This is a genomic window from Agrobacterium sp. NPDC090283 (genome assembly GCF_044769685.1).
GTDB lineage: Bacteria > Pseudomonadota > Alphaproteobacteria > Rhizobiales > Rhizobiaceae > Agrobacterium.
This window is the reverse complement of record NZ_JBIVYG010000007.1, coordinates 102,295-118,556: the sequence shown is the minus strand read 5'-3', so window position 1 is coordinate 118,556 and position 16,262 is coordinate 102,295. Positions and strand designations below refer to the sequence as shown.

At 61.2% G+C, this 16,262-nt stretch carries 14 protein-coding genes; 9 read left to right on the top strand and 5 right to left on the bottom strand.

Annotated features, from left to right (window positions below):
- The first annotated feature begins 1 nt into the window (after nt 1).
- From ACIQUH_RS12655 to ACIQUH_RS12615, 9 genes are all read left to right on the top strand, one after another.
- Nucleotides 2-1,726: an ABC transporter ATP-binding protein gene (locus tag ACIQUH_RS12655; RefSeq protein WP_400815428.1), complete on the top strand. Its 1,725-nt coding sequence runs from the start codon at nt 2-4 to the stop codon at nt 1,724-1,726.
- Between the two features lie 44 nt (nt 1,727-1,770).
- The gene (locus ACIQUH_RS12650; protein ID WP_142841998.1) at nt 1,771-2,958 is read left to right on the top strand and encodes a galactarate dehydratase; all 1,188 of its coding nucleotides are present in this window, start codon (nt 1,771-1,773) and stop codon (nt 2,956-2,958) included.
- On the top strand, nt 2,945-3,811 hold the full coding sequence (locus ACIQUH_RS12645; RefSeq protein WP_400815425.1) for an aldose 1-epimerase: 867 nt from the start codon (nt 2,945-2,947) through the stop codon (nt 3,809-3,811). Before ACIQUH_RS12650 ends, ACIQUH_RS12645 begins: the two co-directional genes overlap by 14 nt.
- Before the next feature lie 135 nt (nt 3,812-3,946).
- Entirely contained in the window at nt 3,947-4,747 is an 801-nt protein-coding gene (locus tag ACIQUH_RS12640; RefSeq protein WP_400815423.1) for a FadR/GntR family transcriptional regulator, read from the top strand.
- 96 nt (nt 4,748-4,843) lie between these two features.
- A complete protein-coding gene (locus ACIQUH_RS12635) occupies nt 4,844-6,334 on the top strand; it encodes an ABC transporter substrate-binding protein (RefSeq protein ID WP_400815421.1) in 1,491 nt (496 codons plus the stop codon).
- A gap of 67 nt (nt 6,335-6,401) precedes the next feature.
- Complete coding sequence (locus tag ACIQUH_RS12630) at nt 6,402-7,349, top strand: ABC transporter permease (RefSeq protein WP_006311351.1); 948 nt, start codon at nt 6,402-6,404, stop codon at nt 7,347-7,349.
- A 10-nt stretch (nt 7,350-7,359) separates the two neighbouring features.
- The gene (locus ACIQUH_RS12625) at nt 7,360-8,232 is read left to right on the top strand and encodes an ABC transporter permease (RefSeq protein ID WP_003505690.1); all 873 of its coding nucleotides are present in this window, start codon (nt 7,360-7,362) and stop codon (nt 8,230-8,232) included.
- A 21-nt stretch (nt 8,233-8,253) separates the two neighbouring features.
- A complete protein-coding gene (locus ACIQUH_RS12620) occupies nt 8,254-10,038 on the top strand; it encodes a gamma-glutamyltransferase family protein (protein WP_400815417.1) in 1,785 nt (594 codons plus the stop codon).
- 4 nt (nt 10,039-10,042) lie between these two features.
- A complete protein-coding gene (locus ACIQUH_RS12615; RefSeq protein WP_400815415.1) occupies nt 10,043-11,854 on the top strand; it encodes an ABC transporter ATP-binding protein in 1,812 nt (603 codons plus the stop codon).
- Between the two features lie 39 nt (nt 11,855-11,893).
- Here the strand turns inward: ACIQUH_RS12615 and ACIQUH_RS12610 are convergent, their stop codons facing one another.
- From ACIQUH_RS12610 to ACIQUH_RS12590, 5 genes are read right to left on the bottom strand one after another with little or no spacing between them, the layout of a single operon-like run.
- Entirely contained in the window at nt 11,894-12,703 is an 810-nt protein-coding gene (locus ACIQUH_RS12610) for an inositol monophosphatase family protein (protein WP_400815412.1), read from the bottom strand.
- Nucleotides 12,700-13,536, bottom strand: coding sequence for a glycerophosphodiester phosphodiesterase (locus ACIQUH_RS12605; protein ID WP_400815410.1), 837 nt, complete (start codon nt 13,534-13,536; stop codon nt 12,700-12,702). Before ACIQUH_RS12605 ends, ACIQUH_RS12610 begins: the two co-directional genes overlap by 4 nt.
- Before the next feature lies 1 nt (nt 13,537).
- A complete protein-coding gene (locus ACIQUH_RS12600) occupies nt 13,538-14,572 on the bottom strand; it encodes an ABC transporter ATP-binding protein (protein WP_400815408.1) in 1,035 nt (344 codons plus the stop codon).
- 9 nt (nt 14,573-14,581) lie between these two features.
- The gene (locus tag ACIQUH_RS12595) at nt 14,582-15,406 is read right to left on the bottom strand and encodes an ABC transporter permease (RefSeq protein WP_080867397.1); all 825 of its coding nucleotides are present in this window, start codon (nt 15,404-15,406) and stop codon (nt 14,582-14,584) included.
- Nucleotide 15,407: 1 nt separating this feature from the next.
- The gene (locus tag ACIQUH_RS12590; protein ID WP_400815404.1) at nt 15,408-16,256 is read right to left on the bottom strand and encodes an ABC transporter permease; all 849 of its coding nucleotides are present in this window, start codon (nt 16,254-16,256) and stop codon (nt 15,408-15,410) included.
- Nucleotides 16,257-16,262: the final 6 nt, after the last annotated feature.

The following is a 16,262-nucleotide window of genomic DNA, read 5'->3' as shown; positions in this document are numbered from 1 at the left end:
GATGAGCGATATTCTCTCCATGAAGCCAGCAAAGCCGCTGCTTGAAGTCCGCAATCTGGTCACCGAGTTTCCGGTCAGAAACGGGGTATTCCGGGCGGTCAACGATCTGTCTTTTTCCATTGATCGTGGCAAGACGCTCTGCGTTGTCGGCGAAAGCGGTTCGGGCAAGTCCGTCACCGCCCGCTCGATCCTGCAGATCATCGACAGCCCCGGCTCCATCGCGTCCGGGTCGATCATCCTCAACCGCGCCGATGGCACGTCGCTGGATCTCGCAAAGCTCGATCCGCGCAGCCGGGCCATCCGCTCGGTACGCGGCGCAGATATCGCGATGATCTTTCAGGAGCCGATGTCGTCGCTTTCACCCGTGCACACCGTGGGTGACCAGATCACCGAGGTGCTGCGGCTGCATCTGAAGATGAACAAGGCGCAGGCGCGGGCCGAGGCCATCGAACTGTTGCGGCAGGTGGAAATCCCCAATCCTGAAAAGGCGCTGGATCGTTACGCCTTCCAGTATTCCGGCGGCATGCGCCAGCGCGCCATGATCGCCATGGCACTGGCCTGCAAACCGCAGCTTCTGATCGCCGACGAACCGACAACGGCACTTGATGTGACGACACAGGCCGAAATCCTCGACCTGATATCGCGGCTGCAAAAAGCGCATGGCATGGCGGTGCTGTTCATCACCCATGACATGGGTGTGGTGGCGCAGATTGCCGATGACGTGCTGGTCATGCATCACGGTGTCGCCAAGGAATATGGCACCGTCGAGCAGATATTCCACAGCCCGCAGGATCCCTATACCCGCATGTTGATCGGCTCGGTGCTGAAACTGGAGCAGAAAGCGGAAATCCGGCTTGCCCGCCCGCCGCTCGATCTTGCCGCAGCGCCCATCCTGGAGGTCAACGACCTCTCCATGCATTTCGGCGAGATGAAGGCGCTGGATGGCGTCTCGATCAAGCTGTTGCCCGGCGAGACGCTCGGCATCGTCGGCGAAAGCGGTTCCGGCAAGACCACGATGGGCCGCTCGATCATGCGCCTTTACGATCCGACCGGCGGCGAAATGCGCTATCGCCGGGCGGATGGCACGGTGGTTGATTTGGCCAAAATCGAAGGTGCCGAGCTGAAAGCCGCACGGCGCGAATTGCGCATGGTCTTCCAGGACCCGTTCGGCTCACTCAATCCGCGCATGACGGTGGCGCAGGTGATCGGCGAGCCGTTGCTGGTCAATGGCATTGCCAGGGGCAGGGAACTGGATGAACGCGTCTGCGCCCTGATGGAGCAGGTGGGTCTCGACCCGACCGGGCGTGAGCGTTACCCGCACGCCTTTTCCGGCGGCCAGCGCCAGCGTATCGGCATCGCCCGCGCCATCACGCTGAAGCCGCGCATCATCGTGGCGGACGAGGCAACCTCGGCGCTGGATGTGTCTGTGCGGTTCCAGGTGCTGGATCTGCTCATGCGGCTGCAGGACGAACTGGGGCTCGCTTACATCTTCATCAGCCACGATATCGGCGTCATCAGATACATGTGCGACCGCGTCGGGGTGATGTATCGCGGCAAGCTGGTGGAAGTGGGAGAGGCGGAAAAGGTGTGCAACGCGCCGGATCATCCCTATACGCAGGCGCTTCTTTCCGCCATTCCGCGCCCTGACCCACGCGACCGGGATCGCACCCGAAGGTTCCGTTATGTCGAGCCATCCGAGATCAAGAACGGGGTTGTGGCCCGATAACGTCGCGACCATCGCATCCTGCAATTCACGAGGAAGACTAAAGCATGAAAATCGATCGCATGCGGGTATTCGTCACCCGCGACAAGGACCGTCCCCGCGTTGTCGTCGCTCTCGATACCGATGACGGTCTGACCGGCTGGGGCGAATGTTACAATCACGGCCCGGATCTCGCCCTGCCGCCGTTGCTGGATTACCTCTACGGCTTCCTCGCCGGGCAGGACCCGACGCGGGTTGAATATCTCTACAATCTCCTTCTGCAGCAAAACCGTTTTCCGCCCGGTGCGCTCGGTCTCTCGGCCATCTCGGCGCTGGACCATTGCCTCTGGGACCTTGCCGCCAAGGCGGCGGGGGTGCCGGTCTACAAGCTGCTGGGCGGCGAAGTGCGCGACCGTATCAAGGTCTATGCCGGGGTCTACACGGCTCCGGACGCGCCAGCTGCAAAGGAAGAGTTCGACCGTCTGAATGAGGACTGGGGCTTCACGGCTTTCAAGCTCAGCCCGTGGCGCCTCGATATCCACGCCCATCGCTGGGGCGAGGTGGTGCGCAGTTCTGCCGAATATTTCCGCTCGCTGCGTGAAACCGTGCGGCCCGATTACGATATCGCCTTTGATGCCCATGCCAAGATTTTCGAACCCGCGGCTGCCCGCCAGCTCGGCAACGCGCTTGCCCCTTACGATCCGCTGTTCTTCGAGGAGCCTTTGCGTCCGGAAAACATCGAGATGTGGGGAGACCTGAAACAGGGGCTGAACTGCACGCTGGCAACGGGAGAAAGTCTCTATCATCGCAATGAGTTCCTGCGCCTTCTTCAGGTAAAGGGTGCGGATATCATCCAGCCTGATATCTGCGTCGTCGGCGGCATTTCGGAGATGCGTCGCATCGCTACGCTTGCGGAAGCCCATTTTGTCAGCATCGCGCCGCATAACCCGATGGGGCCGCTCGCCACCGCCGTCAATGTACATTTTTCCGCGGCCCAGCAGAATTTCCGTATTCTCGAATACCGGCTGCCGAAAGGGCAATGCTACGTTTATGGCGGCACCGATCTGGAAAAACGCGAGGATGAAACCCGTTATGTCGTCGACCCCTATCTGCCGAAGGACGGATATCTGGAACTGAGGCCGGATCGCCCCGGCTGGGGTGTCGAGATGGATGAAAAAGCCATGCAGGAAGATGGTTATGTTCACTGGCAGAGGCGGGTACCAAAACGTCCTGACGGATCCTATGCCTTCGCCTGAAACGGTTGCGATAAGCTGCGGGCCGCTTTCGGCCCGCCTGCGACCCGCATGGGGCGGCAGGATGACCCATCTGCACCATGCCGACCACGGCGATATTCTGGTGCCTACGGGCGAGGACGGTTTCGAGCCGCTCAACTGGCCACGCGCCGGAGCCTATCCGCTGTTCCCTTATCACAACCGGCTTTATGGCGGCTCATTCGTTCATGCCGGCATCCGCCATGACCTCCTGCCACATCCGGCCCTTGCGCCGGATGCCATGCATGGACCTGCTCACCGGCGCACATGGGAGATTTCTGGACTGGATTCTGATCGGATTGGGCTGATACTCGATTATGAGGCTGACGGGGAATGGCCATTTTCCTTCCGCGCCGAACAGAATTTTTTGCTTGAAGACTCTGGCCTCACCGTGGACCTGTCGATCACCAATCTCGCGGATGTGGTCGCGCCGATGGCGCTCGGATGGCATCCCTATCTGGCCGCCGGACTTGGTTGCGACGCGCGCACGGACGCCAGACTGCAATATCCGCTGGACCCGCAGAACGTGCCGACCGGCCAGCCGGCAGTCCCTCTCCACAACATCGCCATTCCCGCCGCAACGGGATACACGTTGCATTATACCGACTGGTCAAATGCGCATGTGCAATTTAACAGGTTTTCGCTGCGGATCGAGGCTGATCCCGTTTTCGGCCATCTCGCCGTTCACCGCATGGACCGCTATCTTTGCCTCGAGCCCGTTTCCATGGCCGCCGGAGCGCTTGGCGTGCCGGAGACGCAGCGGGAACTGTTTGGTGTCAGGGTCATCCCGCCCGGAGAGCGCCTGTCGGGACGCATCCGGCTTTCCATCGGGCCTTGAGGAGCACAGGGCGCATGAAAACGTCATGCGCCTGCGCTGCACTCCACTTTCAAAAAAAAGTCACATGCCCATATTTTGAGCGTGAAAAATCGTCGCTCAAAAATGCGCTTGACGTCGGCAAAAATTTCTCACCAAATGAACCAATATCAGATTGGTTCAGACAAATGGTGCGGCGTGGCAGCAGGCCCTAACGACAATTCCAACTACGCCTTGGCGCGGTTGCGTGACTATATTCAGGCGAATCATCTCGCGAGGGATGGGCGTCTGCCGACGGAGCGGGCCTTTGCGGAGACTTTTAACGTCGGCCGCCGTTCGATCCGCCGGGCGCTGGAGGTTCTGGAAGCCGAGGGCCTGATCTGGCGGCGGCAGGGGGCCGGAACCTTCGTGGGTGAAAAGCCGGATGATTGGTCCGCCCAGGTCACGGAACTGGTCGCCGGTACGGATTTCATGGAAATCATGGAAGTGCGCCTGCGCATAGAACCGCAGCTGGCGCAGCTTGCGGCCATGCGCGCCAAACCGGCCGAGGTGGAGCGCATGCGCGCGCTTGTTCAAAAGACCGGCCAGAGCACGGATGCCGACGCCAAGGAATTATGGGATGGCTCGCTCCATCGCCAGATCGCCCAGAGCGCCGGCAACAAGCTGTTCCTGTCGATCTTCGATGTCGTCAACCGCATTCGCCAGGACGATGCATGGCAGTCGATCCGCGAACTTGCCCGGCGCAGCGGCACGAATGGCAGGGCGTCTTTCGACCAGCATATGGCCATTGTCGAAGCCATTGCCGACCGTGATCCGGCGCGCGCCGGTGAAGCCATGCGCCAGCATCTTCTCATGCATCAGGAAAGGCTGATCCGCGCCACCTCGCTCGGCTTTCTGGAGGAAAACACCGGGGAGGGCAATGCGGCCGAGGCCGATAATTCGCTGACCGAAGCCTCCTGAGGCCACGGATGAAAACTGTCGTCCCGGAAGGGGCGGCCAATGACAAAAAGTCAAAATAACCAGACCAGAGGAACGAACATGAAAAAGATCTAGACTTTGACTGCGGCGCTACTGGCAAGCGCATTGCTGGCCGCACCGGCGCTATCGTCCGAATTGCGCATTGGGCTCAATGACGATGCCGATGTGCTCGACCCTGCGCAATCGCGCACCTTCGTTGGCCGTATCGTTTACACCGCGATGTGCGACAAGCTGGTGGACATATCGCAGGACATGAAGATCGTGCCCCAGCTTGCCACCGAATGGGCCTGGTCCGAAGGCGGCAAGGTGCTGACAATGAAAATCCGCGATGGCGTCAAGTTCCACAATGGCGAGACGCTTGATGCGGCTGCCGTGGTCGCGACCATCGAGCGCAATATGACGCTGCCGGAATCGCGCCGCAAAAGCGAGCTCTCCTCGGTCGAGAAGGTTGAGGCGACGGGACCGCTGGAGGTGAAATTCACGCTGAAGACGCCCGACGTTACCCTTCTGGCGCAGCTTTCCGACCGCGCTGGCATGATCGTTGAACCCAAGGCGGCCAAGGAACTGGGCGCGAATTTTGGTTCGAAACCGGTTTGTGCCGGGCCGTTCAAATTTGTCGAGCGTATCCAGCAGGACCGTATCGTGCTCGAAAAATTCGCTGACTATTGGGACAAGGACAAGGTCCTCGTCGACAAGGTCGTCTATCTGCCGATCCCCGATACGACCGTGAAGCTTGCAAACCTTCGCGCCGGCGACCTCGATATTGCCGAACGCATTTCGGCATCCGATGCGGAATCCGTCAGGAACGATTCCAAGCTGACCTATGCCGATATAATCGGGCCGGGTTACATGGCCATGTATGTCAACATGAACAATGGCGCGCGTGCGGATAATCCGCTCGGCAAGGACAAGCGCCTGCGGCAGGCGTTCTCCTATGCCATTGACCGTGAGGCGATCGGCCAGATCGTCTTTGAAGGCACCTCCAAGGGTGGCAATCAGGCGTTCCCGCCGACGAGCCCCTGGTTCAACCAGAGCCTGCCGGTACCGCCGCGCGATATCGACAAGGCCAAGCAGCTGATGAAGGAGGCGGGTTACGAGAAGCTCGACGTCGAGCTTCAGCACGCCAACAACACCACGCAGACGCAGATGATGCAGGTCATCCAGTCTATGGTGGCCGAGGCCGGTTTCAACGTTACCCTCAAGGCGACGGAATTTGCGACGCTGCTGTCCGAACAGACCGCCGGCAATTACCAACTCAGCCGTTCCGACTGGTCGGGGCGCATCGATCCCGATGGCAACCTGCACCAGTTCGTCACCTGCAAGGGCGGCATCAACGATGTGAAATATTGCAATCCTGAAGTCGACAAGCTGCTGAACGAGGCCCGCGCCTCGACCGAAGATGCGGTGCGCAAGGAAAAATACGATGCCGCAAGCGTCATCCTCAACGATGACATGCCGATCATCTATCTTGGCCACCAGCCTTATGCCTATGCCATTTCCAACAAGGTCAAGGGCTGGGCGCCGTCGCCCGATGGCATGATCCGCCTTCTCGGCGTTTCCAAGGACTGACAGCTTTGAACAGGTCGCACGGCTTGCCGTGCGGCCCCCAGCACCTGACTCAAACGGGGGCAATGCCATGCCTGTTTATATCGGCAAGCGACTGCTGGTCGCGATCCCGACGCTTCTGATCATTTCGATCTTCGTTTTCTCGCTGCAGAAACTCCTGCCGGGCGATCCGGTGCTTGCCATGGCGGGTGAGGAACGCGATCCAGCGACGATTGAATTCCTGCGCGAGAAATATCGCCTCAACGACCCCGTTCCACTGCAATATCTCAACTGGCTGGGCGGTGTAGTGACGGGTGATTTCGGCATCTCGCTGCGCACCAACCAGCCGGTGCTGGAACTGATCGGCCAGAAGCTGCCGGTCACCATTCAGCTGGCTGTCATGGCGATGTTCTTTGCCATGGTCATCGGCATTCCCATCGGCATTCTCGCTGCCGTCAAGAAGAACACATGGATCGACTACACGGCCAATATCGTGGCGCTTTCCGGCCTGTCCATCCCGAATTTCTGGCTCGGCATCATGCTGATCCTGCTGGTGTCGGTGAAGCTCGGCTGGCTGCCGGCATCCGGTTACGAATCGATCTTCGTCGACCCTGTCCGTTCCATCGAAACCATGATCATGCCGGCCTTCGTGCTGGGCAACGCGCTTGCGGCAACGCTGATGCGTCATACACGTTCGGCCATGGTGGCGGTTTTAAGTTCCGATTATATCCGCACCGCCCGGGCCAAGGGACTTTCTCCGCGCGAGATCATCCTGTCGCATAGTTTCCGCAACGCACTGCTGCCGGTCATCACGCTGCTGGCGCTGCTCTTCGGCGAATTGCTGGCCGGCGCGGTCCTGACGGAGCAGATTTTCACCATTCCCGGCTTCGGCAAGATGACGGTCGATGCGGTGTTCACCCGCGATTATGCCGTCGTACAGGGCATCGTGCTTTGCACCGCCGTCGGTTTTATTCTCATGAACCTTCTGGCCGACATTGCCTATGTCCTGCTTAACCCCCGCCTCAGGGCGACGATCTGAGGCTGATATCATGACCGTTCTCGATCAAAACCTATCCGTACCGGCGACACGGCAGGAAAGCCGCGCCTGGAAAAAAATGAAGCGCAACAAATCGGCGCTTGTTGGCATGATCATCGTGCTGTTCTTCGCCGTGCTTGCCATAGCCGCACCGATCCTGCCGATTGCCGACCCGGTTGCGACCAGCTGGTCGGCCATCCGCAAGGCGCCATCGGCGGCCCACTGGCTCGGCACCGACGATCTCGGCCGCGACATTCTCTCGCGCATGATCTATGGCGCCCGTGCGTCGCTGATGGCAGGTGTCGTCTCGGTGATGATCGCGGTGGTCATCGGCGTGCCCTTCGGCCTGATTTCGGGCTATTTCGGCGGCTGGGTGGATATGGTCATCTCCCGCATCACCGAAGCGCTGCTCGCCATGCCCTTCCTGATCATGGCAATCGCGCTTGCCGCCTTCCTCGGCCCGAGCCTCACCAATGCGATGATCGCCATCGGCCTTTCCGCCATGCCGATTTTCGTGCGGCTGACGCGCGGGCAGGTGCTGGCGGTCAAGATGGAGGATTATGTCGAAGGCGCGAGGTCCATCGGCCTCAACCACATCGACATCATGACCCGTTACATCCTGCCGAATGTCTTTGCCCCCATCATCGTGCAGGCGACGCTGACGGTGGCGACCGCCATCATCGCGGAGGCGAGCCTTTCCTTCCTCGGTCTCGGCCAGCAGGCGCCGGCGCCGTCCTGGGGTTCGATGCTGAACACCGCGAAGAATTTCCTCAGTCAGGCGCCGTGGATGACGATGTGGCCCGGCATCGCCATCTTCCTCGTCGTTATCGGTTTCAATCTTCTGGGTGATGGCCTGCGCGATGCGCTCGATCCGCGCGAAGCATGATTTTTTACAAGGAATATCGGAATGACTGAATTCACCACACGCCCTGAAATCCTTGGCACCTTCGGCGTCGTCACCTCAACGCACTGGATCGCCTCGGCCGTTGGCATGGCCATTCTCGAAAAGGGCGGCAATGCTTTCGACGCCGCCGTCGCCACCGGTTTCGTGCTGCAGATCGTCGAGCCGCATCTCTGCGGTCCGGGCGGGGATATGCCGGCCGTGTTTTATTCAAAGCAGAAGGACAAGGTGGAAGTCATCTGCGCACAGGGCCCGGCCCCGAGCGGCGCGACGATCGAACATTACACCTCCGAAGGACTGAAACTGATCCCCGGCGACGGGCTGCTGGCCACCGTCATCCCCGGTGCCTTCGACGGCTGGATGCTGATGTTGCGCGATTATGGCACGATGAGCGTGCGCGACGTGCTGGAACCCGCCATCTATTATGCCGAGCAGGGGCATCCAACGCTGCCGCGTGTCTCCGCCACCATCAAGGGGCTGGCCGATTTCTTCGAGAAGGAATGGCCGACCTCCCATGAGACATGGCTGCCGGGCGGCGCGGCTCCCGAGCCTCACGCCAATTTTAGGAACCCGGTTCTGGCTGCGACCTATCAGCGGATCATCACCGAAGCCGAAGCGCGCACCGGCCGCGAAAACCAGATCGAGGCGGCGCGCGATGCCTTCTACCGGGGTTTCGTTGCGGAAGCTATCGACAGTTACGTAAAGACGGCGGAAGTCATGGATGCGAGCGGCGCACGGCACAAGGGCGTGCTGACGGCGCAGGATATGGCCGGCTGGAGCGCGACCGTCGAAGCGCCGCAGACGCTTGATTATCACGACTGGACGATTGCCAAGACGCCCGCCTGGGGGCAGGGTCCGGTTCTGCTGCAATCGCTGGCGCTGCTGAAGGGTTTCGACATCGCGGCCATGGACCCGTCCGGTCCCGATTTCATCCACACCATCGTTGAGGCCATGAAGCTCGCCTTTGCCGACCGTGAGGTCTATTACGGCGACCCGGAATTTGGTCAGATACCAACGGAATATCTTCTCTCCGAAGGCTATAATGCCGGACGCCGGGCGCTGATCGGCAGCGAGGCCTCGCTGGAACTCCGCCCCGGCACCGTGCCTGGATACGAAAATCAGGTGGACGCCACCATGGCCATGTTGGCCGAGATGAGCGGCAAGGGCACCGTCTACGAGCCGACCATGTCGCATTTGACGGAGAAGCGCGGTGACACGGTGCATATCGACGTCATCGACCGCTGGGGCAATATGGTGTCCACCACGCCGTCGGGTGGCTGGCTGCAATCGTCGCCGGTCGTGCCGGGCCTCGGTTTCGCGCTCAATTCCCGCGCCCAGATGTTCTGGCTGAAGGAAGGCCTGCCGACCTCGCTTGCGCCGGGCAAACGCCCGCGCACCACGCTGACGCCGTCGCTTGCGCTGCATCAGGGCCGGCCCTCGATGGTCTTCGGCACGCCGGGGGGCGATCAGCAGGATCAGTGGCAGCTGCCTTTCTTCCTGCGTTATGCGCATCACGGCAAGAACTTGCAGGCGGCCATCGACATGCCTTTGTTTCACACCTCGCATTTTCCGGGCTCGTTTTATCCGCGCACCAGCTCGCCGGGTGAAATCATGGTGGAAAGCACAGCGGGTGAGGCGACGCTCGATGAGCTTCGCCGTCGCGGCCACCGGGTCACGGTTGCCGATGCCTGGTCGGTCGGGCGATTGACGGCAGCAAGGCGGGATGCGGACGGCCTGCTGCGCGCGGCCGCGACACCGCGGCTGATGCAGGCCTATGCGGTGGGGCGGTGAGACCATGGAAACAAAACCCGTCCTCTCCGTCCGTAACCTGACCACGTCCTTTCTCGTTGATGACGAATGGAAAAGCGTCGTGCGCAACGTCTCCTTCGATGTTGCGCCCGGTGAAACCGTTGCGATCGTCGGCGAATCCGGTTCCGGCAAGTCCGTCACCTCGCTGTCGCTCATGCGTTTGCTTGCGCCTTCCTCCAGCCGGATCGAAGGCGAAGTGCTGCTCAATGGGCGTAATCTGCTGGCGCTTTCCGAAAAGGAGATGCGCGGCGTGCGTGGCAACGATATTTCGATGATCTTTCAGGAGCCGATGACGTCGCTCAATCCGATCTTCACCATCGGCCGCCAGATTTCCGAAGTTCTTATCAGGCACAAGGGGCTTTCGAAACAGGAGGCGCGGGCGGAGACGGTGCGGCTTCTGGAAAAGGTGCGTATTCCCAATGCGGCCAGCCGTTTTGACGAATATCCGCACCAGTTTTCCGGTGGCATGCGGCAGCGGGTGATGATTGCCATGGCGCTCGCCTCGCGGCCGAAGCTGCTGATCGCCGATGAGCCGACGACGGCGCTCGACGTCACCATTCAGGGCCAGATCCTCGATCTCATCAAGCTGCTGCAGGAAGAGGAGGGCATGTCGGTTCTCTTCATCACCCACGACATGGGTGTGGTGGCCGAAATCGCCGACCGGACAATCGTCATGTATCGCGGCGACGAGGTCGAGACCGGGCCGACCGAGGAGATATTCAAACGCGGCAAGCACCCCTATACGCGGGCGCTGCTTTCGGCGGTGCCGAAGCTCGGCTCGATGCGCGACCGGCAATGGCCGACGCGTTTTCCAGTGCTCGACATGAAGACCGGTCTTTCAACCGAAGCCGAGGAAGTTTCCGAGACGGTTGCGAGCGGTCAGACGCCGGTTCTGTCGGTCAAGAACCTTGTGACGCGTTTTCCCATCCGCTCCGGCCTTCTGGCGCGGCAGACCGGTGCGGTTCACGCCGTTGAAAATGTCTCCTTCGATCTCTTTCAGGGCGAAACGCTGTCGCTCGTGGGCGAATCCGGCTGCGGCAAATCCACCACCGGCCGCTCGATCATGCGGCTCGTGGAACCATCGTCCGGCGATGTGTCGCTCGACGGTTACGATGTGATGCGGCTCGATACGGTGGGTCTGCGCAACATGCGCAAATCCGTCCAGATGATCTTTCAGGACCCGTTCTCCTCGCTCAATCCGCGCATGACGGTGGGCACGGCGATTTCCGAGCCCTTCATCAAGCACAAGCTGGGCAGCACGAAACAGGCGAAGGAAAAGACCGCCGATCTTCTGGAGAAGGTCGGCCTGTCGGCGGATATGGCCAGCCGTTATCCGCATGAATTTTCGGGCGGCCAGCGCCAGCGCATCGCGATTGCCCGCGCGCTTGCGCTCGACCCGAAGGTCATCGTTGCCGATGAAAGCGTATCGGCGCTCGATGTGTCGATCAAGGCGCAGGTCTGCAACCTGCTGCTCGACCTGCAACAGAGCCTGAACCTCGCTTTCCTCTTCATTTCCCACGACATGGCTGTCGTGGAACGCGTCAGCCATCGTGTGGCGGTGATGTATCTCGGCGAGATCGTGGAAATCGGCCCGCGTGCCGCCGTCTTCGACAATCCGCAGCATGCCTATACGAAAAAGCTGATGGCGGCGGTGCCGGTGCCGGATCCGGCAAGGCGTGGGGTGAGGCGCGGCATATCCAATGACGAGCTGAAGAGCCCGATACGGGCAATGGGATATGAAACGCCGGCGCGAAGCTACAGGACCGTATCGCCAGGCCATCTGGTGCAGGTGGCCTGAGACGATTGCTGCAGCACGGATGTTCCGAAGACGGAGCCGTTATGAAGGGTTCCTGGGCGGAACGCCGCGCAGGTGCTCCATGAGATAGGCGTGGGTCGCGGCATTGGCGACGATCAGCGTACCGGTCTTCTCATAAAATTCCGGTCCGCGGCCCCACCAGTCGGTCACGATACCTCCGGCCTCCTGAACCAGCAGGATGCCGGCTGCCGTGTCGACGAAGCCGGTTTCCTCGTAATAGCCGGTCAGCCGGCCGCAGGCGACGTAAGCGCAGGAATTGGCGGCGCTGCCGACGACACGGACCGCGCCGATGGGCGCGCGGATGGCGTCGAGACGCTGATAGGCGCCGGGATAAAGCTGGAGATTGGGTGTCGGCAGGCCGGTGCCGACGCACATCAGGGCGACATCCGTGCTGGCATTGACCGACAGGCGCTCGCCGTTGAGATAGGCGCCGTCTCCCTTGATCGTGGTAAACATCTCGTCGGAGACGGGATTATAGACCAGTCCGCAGATGGTTTCATTGCCCCGACGCAGCGCGATGGTGATGGTGTAGTGCTGGCCGAAGAGGAAATTGGTGGTGCCATCGATGGGGTCGACCAGCCAGCGATGATCCTGATCCGCCCCTTCGACGGGCGCGAATTCCTCGCCGGTCAGCCCCCAGGGATGTTGCCCGAGCAGGCGCTCGCGGATCAGCGTTTCGGATTGCCTGTCCGCATCGGAAACGAAATCACCCGGTCCCTTGACGCCGATCTCGATGTCGCGGAAACGCCGGAAATGCTCGAGCGTCAATGCGCCGGCTTCGCGGGCGGTGGCGACCATGTGGTCGAGGATGGTGCTGTAATTGACTGTCATTTGCTGAAAACCTCGGCGAGCCCTTCCGGATCATCGGTGGTGATCTGGTCGACCCTGAGCCGCAAGAGGCGCGTCACCTGTTCGATGGATTGCGGCGTGACGCTGTTGATCGTCCAGGCGTCGACACGGCGGCCGGCGGCATGGATGGGGGCGATGATATCGACACCGGCATCCTCGGCGGCAAGCACGATCTCGTAGGCGAGATAGATTATGTCCGCATCGGGCGCGGTGGCGAGAGCGTCTTCGATGAAGCCCAGATAGTTCCCGCTTGCCTGCAATGCGGCAAGTGTGCCGCGATGGCAGGGATCATATCCGGTGCGAAGTCCGGGGGCTGAGCCGGCGAGCGTGGCGATGGCGTCGAAATCGCCACTGGACAGGATTACCGAACCTGCGATCGGCGAAACGCTTACCCCGAAGCCGGTCACGATCTCCGGACCAAGCGCCTGCCGGTCTTCCTTGAAATCGAGCTGCAGCAAGGCGTCGGGATGAACGGTTTCGCGGGTGAGCAGGGCGCAGAGGTCTTCGAGCAGCATCACTTTCGAGGCGATTGGCTGGCCGTCATTATCGCGCAGGTGAAGCTGGCGCAGCGTGGTGGCGGATGTGTCGCGCACTCGCCCGGTGCCGGTGGTTTCCCGCTCCAGCGTCAGGTCATGCAAGACGGCGCAGCCATGATCGGCATGAATGACGAGATCGACTTCGATACTTGCGCCAAGCCGCATCGCTTCGATGATGCGCTCACCGGTGAAGACCGGATCTGCTGCCCTGTGGCGGGCGCGATGCCATTTCAGCCACGTTCTGTGGCCATCGCGGTCGATAAGGATAGGCTGGTTCATGTCAGCTCCGGTAGATTGGGCGATTGTCGCGATAGGCCGTGACGGCACGGGGCGAAATCTGGACGCCCTGTCCCGCCCGGAACATATCCGGGTGAGCGACCATGGATTTGATCCTCGTCCCATCGGCGAGATCAAGATCGACAAGGCCGTGGGTGCCATAATCCGTCACCCGGTGCACGCTCGCTTCCGGTGTTTCGGAAACCGTCAGATCCACGGCTTCCGGGCGAACGGCGAGAATGGCCGGGCCGTCGGAGACGGGAAGCGGCAGCGTGAAGTCGGCCCGCATGAAGTTTCCGTCTGAAACTGTCCCTTCGATCAGATTCATGGTGCCGATGAAGCCGGCGACGAACGGCGTCTGCGGCTCCCGATAGATCACATTCGGCCGGTCGATCTGTTCCGTCTTGCCATTCGCCATGACGACGATGCGGTCGGCCATGGAAAGCGCCTCGTCCTGCCCGTGGGTAACGAACAGCGTGGTGATGCCGAGACGCTGCTGGATATCGCGCACCTCTTCCCGCAGACGCTCGCGCAGATGCTGATCGAGGCTGGCGAAGGGTTCGTCGAGCAGGAGGATTTTCGGTTCGAGAACCAGCGAGCGGGCAAGCGCCACACGCTGCTGCTGGCCGCCGGAAAGCTGGCCGGTGGCGCGCTCGCCGTATCCTGAAAGCCCGACGAGTTCGAGGACGGCCTCCACTTTCTCTTTGATGACGGCAGCCGGCATGCGGCGCAGCTTGAGGCCGAAAGCAAGGTTCTTGAACACGTTCATATGGCTCCAGAGTGCGTGGCTCTGGAACACCATCCCGGTCGGCCGCCGCTCCGGCGGCAGATGGGTGACGTCTTCACCGTCGATGGTGATCTGCCCGCCCGTCGGTTGCTCGAACCCGCCGACCATGCGCAGCAGTGTCGACTTGCCCGAACCGGAAGGGCCGAGAAGGCAGACGAGTTCGCCATCGGCGACATCGAGCGAAAAACTGTCGACTGCCTTGGTGCCGCCGCTGAAGGTTTTCGTGACCTGGCGGATGTGAAGTACGGACATGCTGATTTCCTAACCGCCGAAACCGCGGGCGAATGCGCCGCCACCGATGACGCGGCGGGCGAACATGAGGGCAATGAAGGACGGCACCCAGAGCAGGACGGACAGGACCGCGCCATACTGGATGACCATCTGATTGTTGATGTAGCTGATCATCAGCACCGGCATCGTGCGAATGCCGGGCGCGCCGATCAGCCATGCACCTTCGGTCTCGTAAAAAGTGCCGACGAAGCTCAGCAGCACGGCGGCGGCGATGGTCGGTCCGGCCTGCGGCAGCGTAATCGACCAGAAGACCCTGAGCGGACTGGCGCCGACATCGCGGGCCGCTTCTTCCATGCGCCGGTCGACGGCCTGGAATGCCGCCACGGGAATCCAGATCATGAACATCAGCGTGCCGACGAGCTGGATGAGAACGACCCCCCAGAAGGTGCCGATGAGGTTGAGCTGCAGGAAGATGGCGGCGATTGCCACCAGAAGCCCGAATTTCGGGAAGGCATGGCCGGCGAGAAAGGAAAAGAACAGCAGGTTGCGGCCGGGAAAGCTCATGCGCGCAAAGGCATAGGCGGCGGGAAGGCAGATCAGCGCCGAAAGCAGCGTCACCACCGTTGTCAGCCGCAGGCTCAGCATCAGGGCGTTCCACACATCGGCGCGGCCGAGCGTCTGGCCCCAGAAACGGAAACCGAACTGCTGGGGAATGACGTTGGGAAAACGCCAGACCTCGGTGAATGCCCAGGTGCCCACCACAAGCAGCGGCCCGACGATGGCGATGGTGAGAAGGGTGGCGAAAAAGATGCCGGGCCAGTCCATGCGGGCGCGTGCCCGCGTCAGGGTCGTCATGTCATTTCCCCTGGTTGCGCGCGACCGAACGCACGTAAAAGAGGCCGAAAGCGATGCAGAAGCCGAAAGCGATGACGGCCTGGGTCATGGCGCCGATGGGATCCTGCACTTCGCGCAGCGTTCGCTGCATGAAGGGGCCGAGCATTTCAGGAGAAGCCGGGCCCAGAAGATAGGGCAGGGTGAAGGAGGAAAAAATGCCGAGCACCGAAAAGGAAAGCGCCACGAGAATGGAATTGGAGATGCGCGGCAGGATGATGTGCCAGAAGACCTGAAGGCCATTTGCCCCGACATCCCGCGCCGCCTCCACCGACTGGTTGGCGACGCTGCCGAGCCCCGCGAGCAGGATAAGCACGGTGAGCGGAATATTGTCCCAGACAAGACCGATGACGGGTCCCCAGGGCGTAAGATAGGGCGTGCGGATTTTCGGCAGGTCGACGGCGTTGAACAGGATGTCCACCATGCCATTGGGCCCGAGAACGCGGATGAAGGCGAAGGCGAGGATGATGGAGGGCACGAACATCGGAAAGATGGCCAGCGCCTGCACATAAGCCGAAAGGCGGCCTTGCGAAAAGCGCAGGTAAAGCGCGATCGGCAGGCAGATCGCCAGAAGGAGGATCGCGCAGACCATCGTGGTCCACAACGTCACGGCGAGATTGTCGAGGCTGTAGCGGTCCGAGAAGAAGAAGCCGTAGCTCGAAAGGTCGAAACCCGTCTCACCATCGGCGCCGGTGCGCCAGACGGTACGGCCGATGGCGTTGATGGCAGGCCAGATGACGAGCCAGATCATCAGAAATACGGGAATGGCGACGAGCAGGAGGCCGATTGGCCTCCTGCCTGCCCTATTGTCCATGAGCGG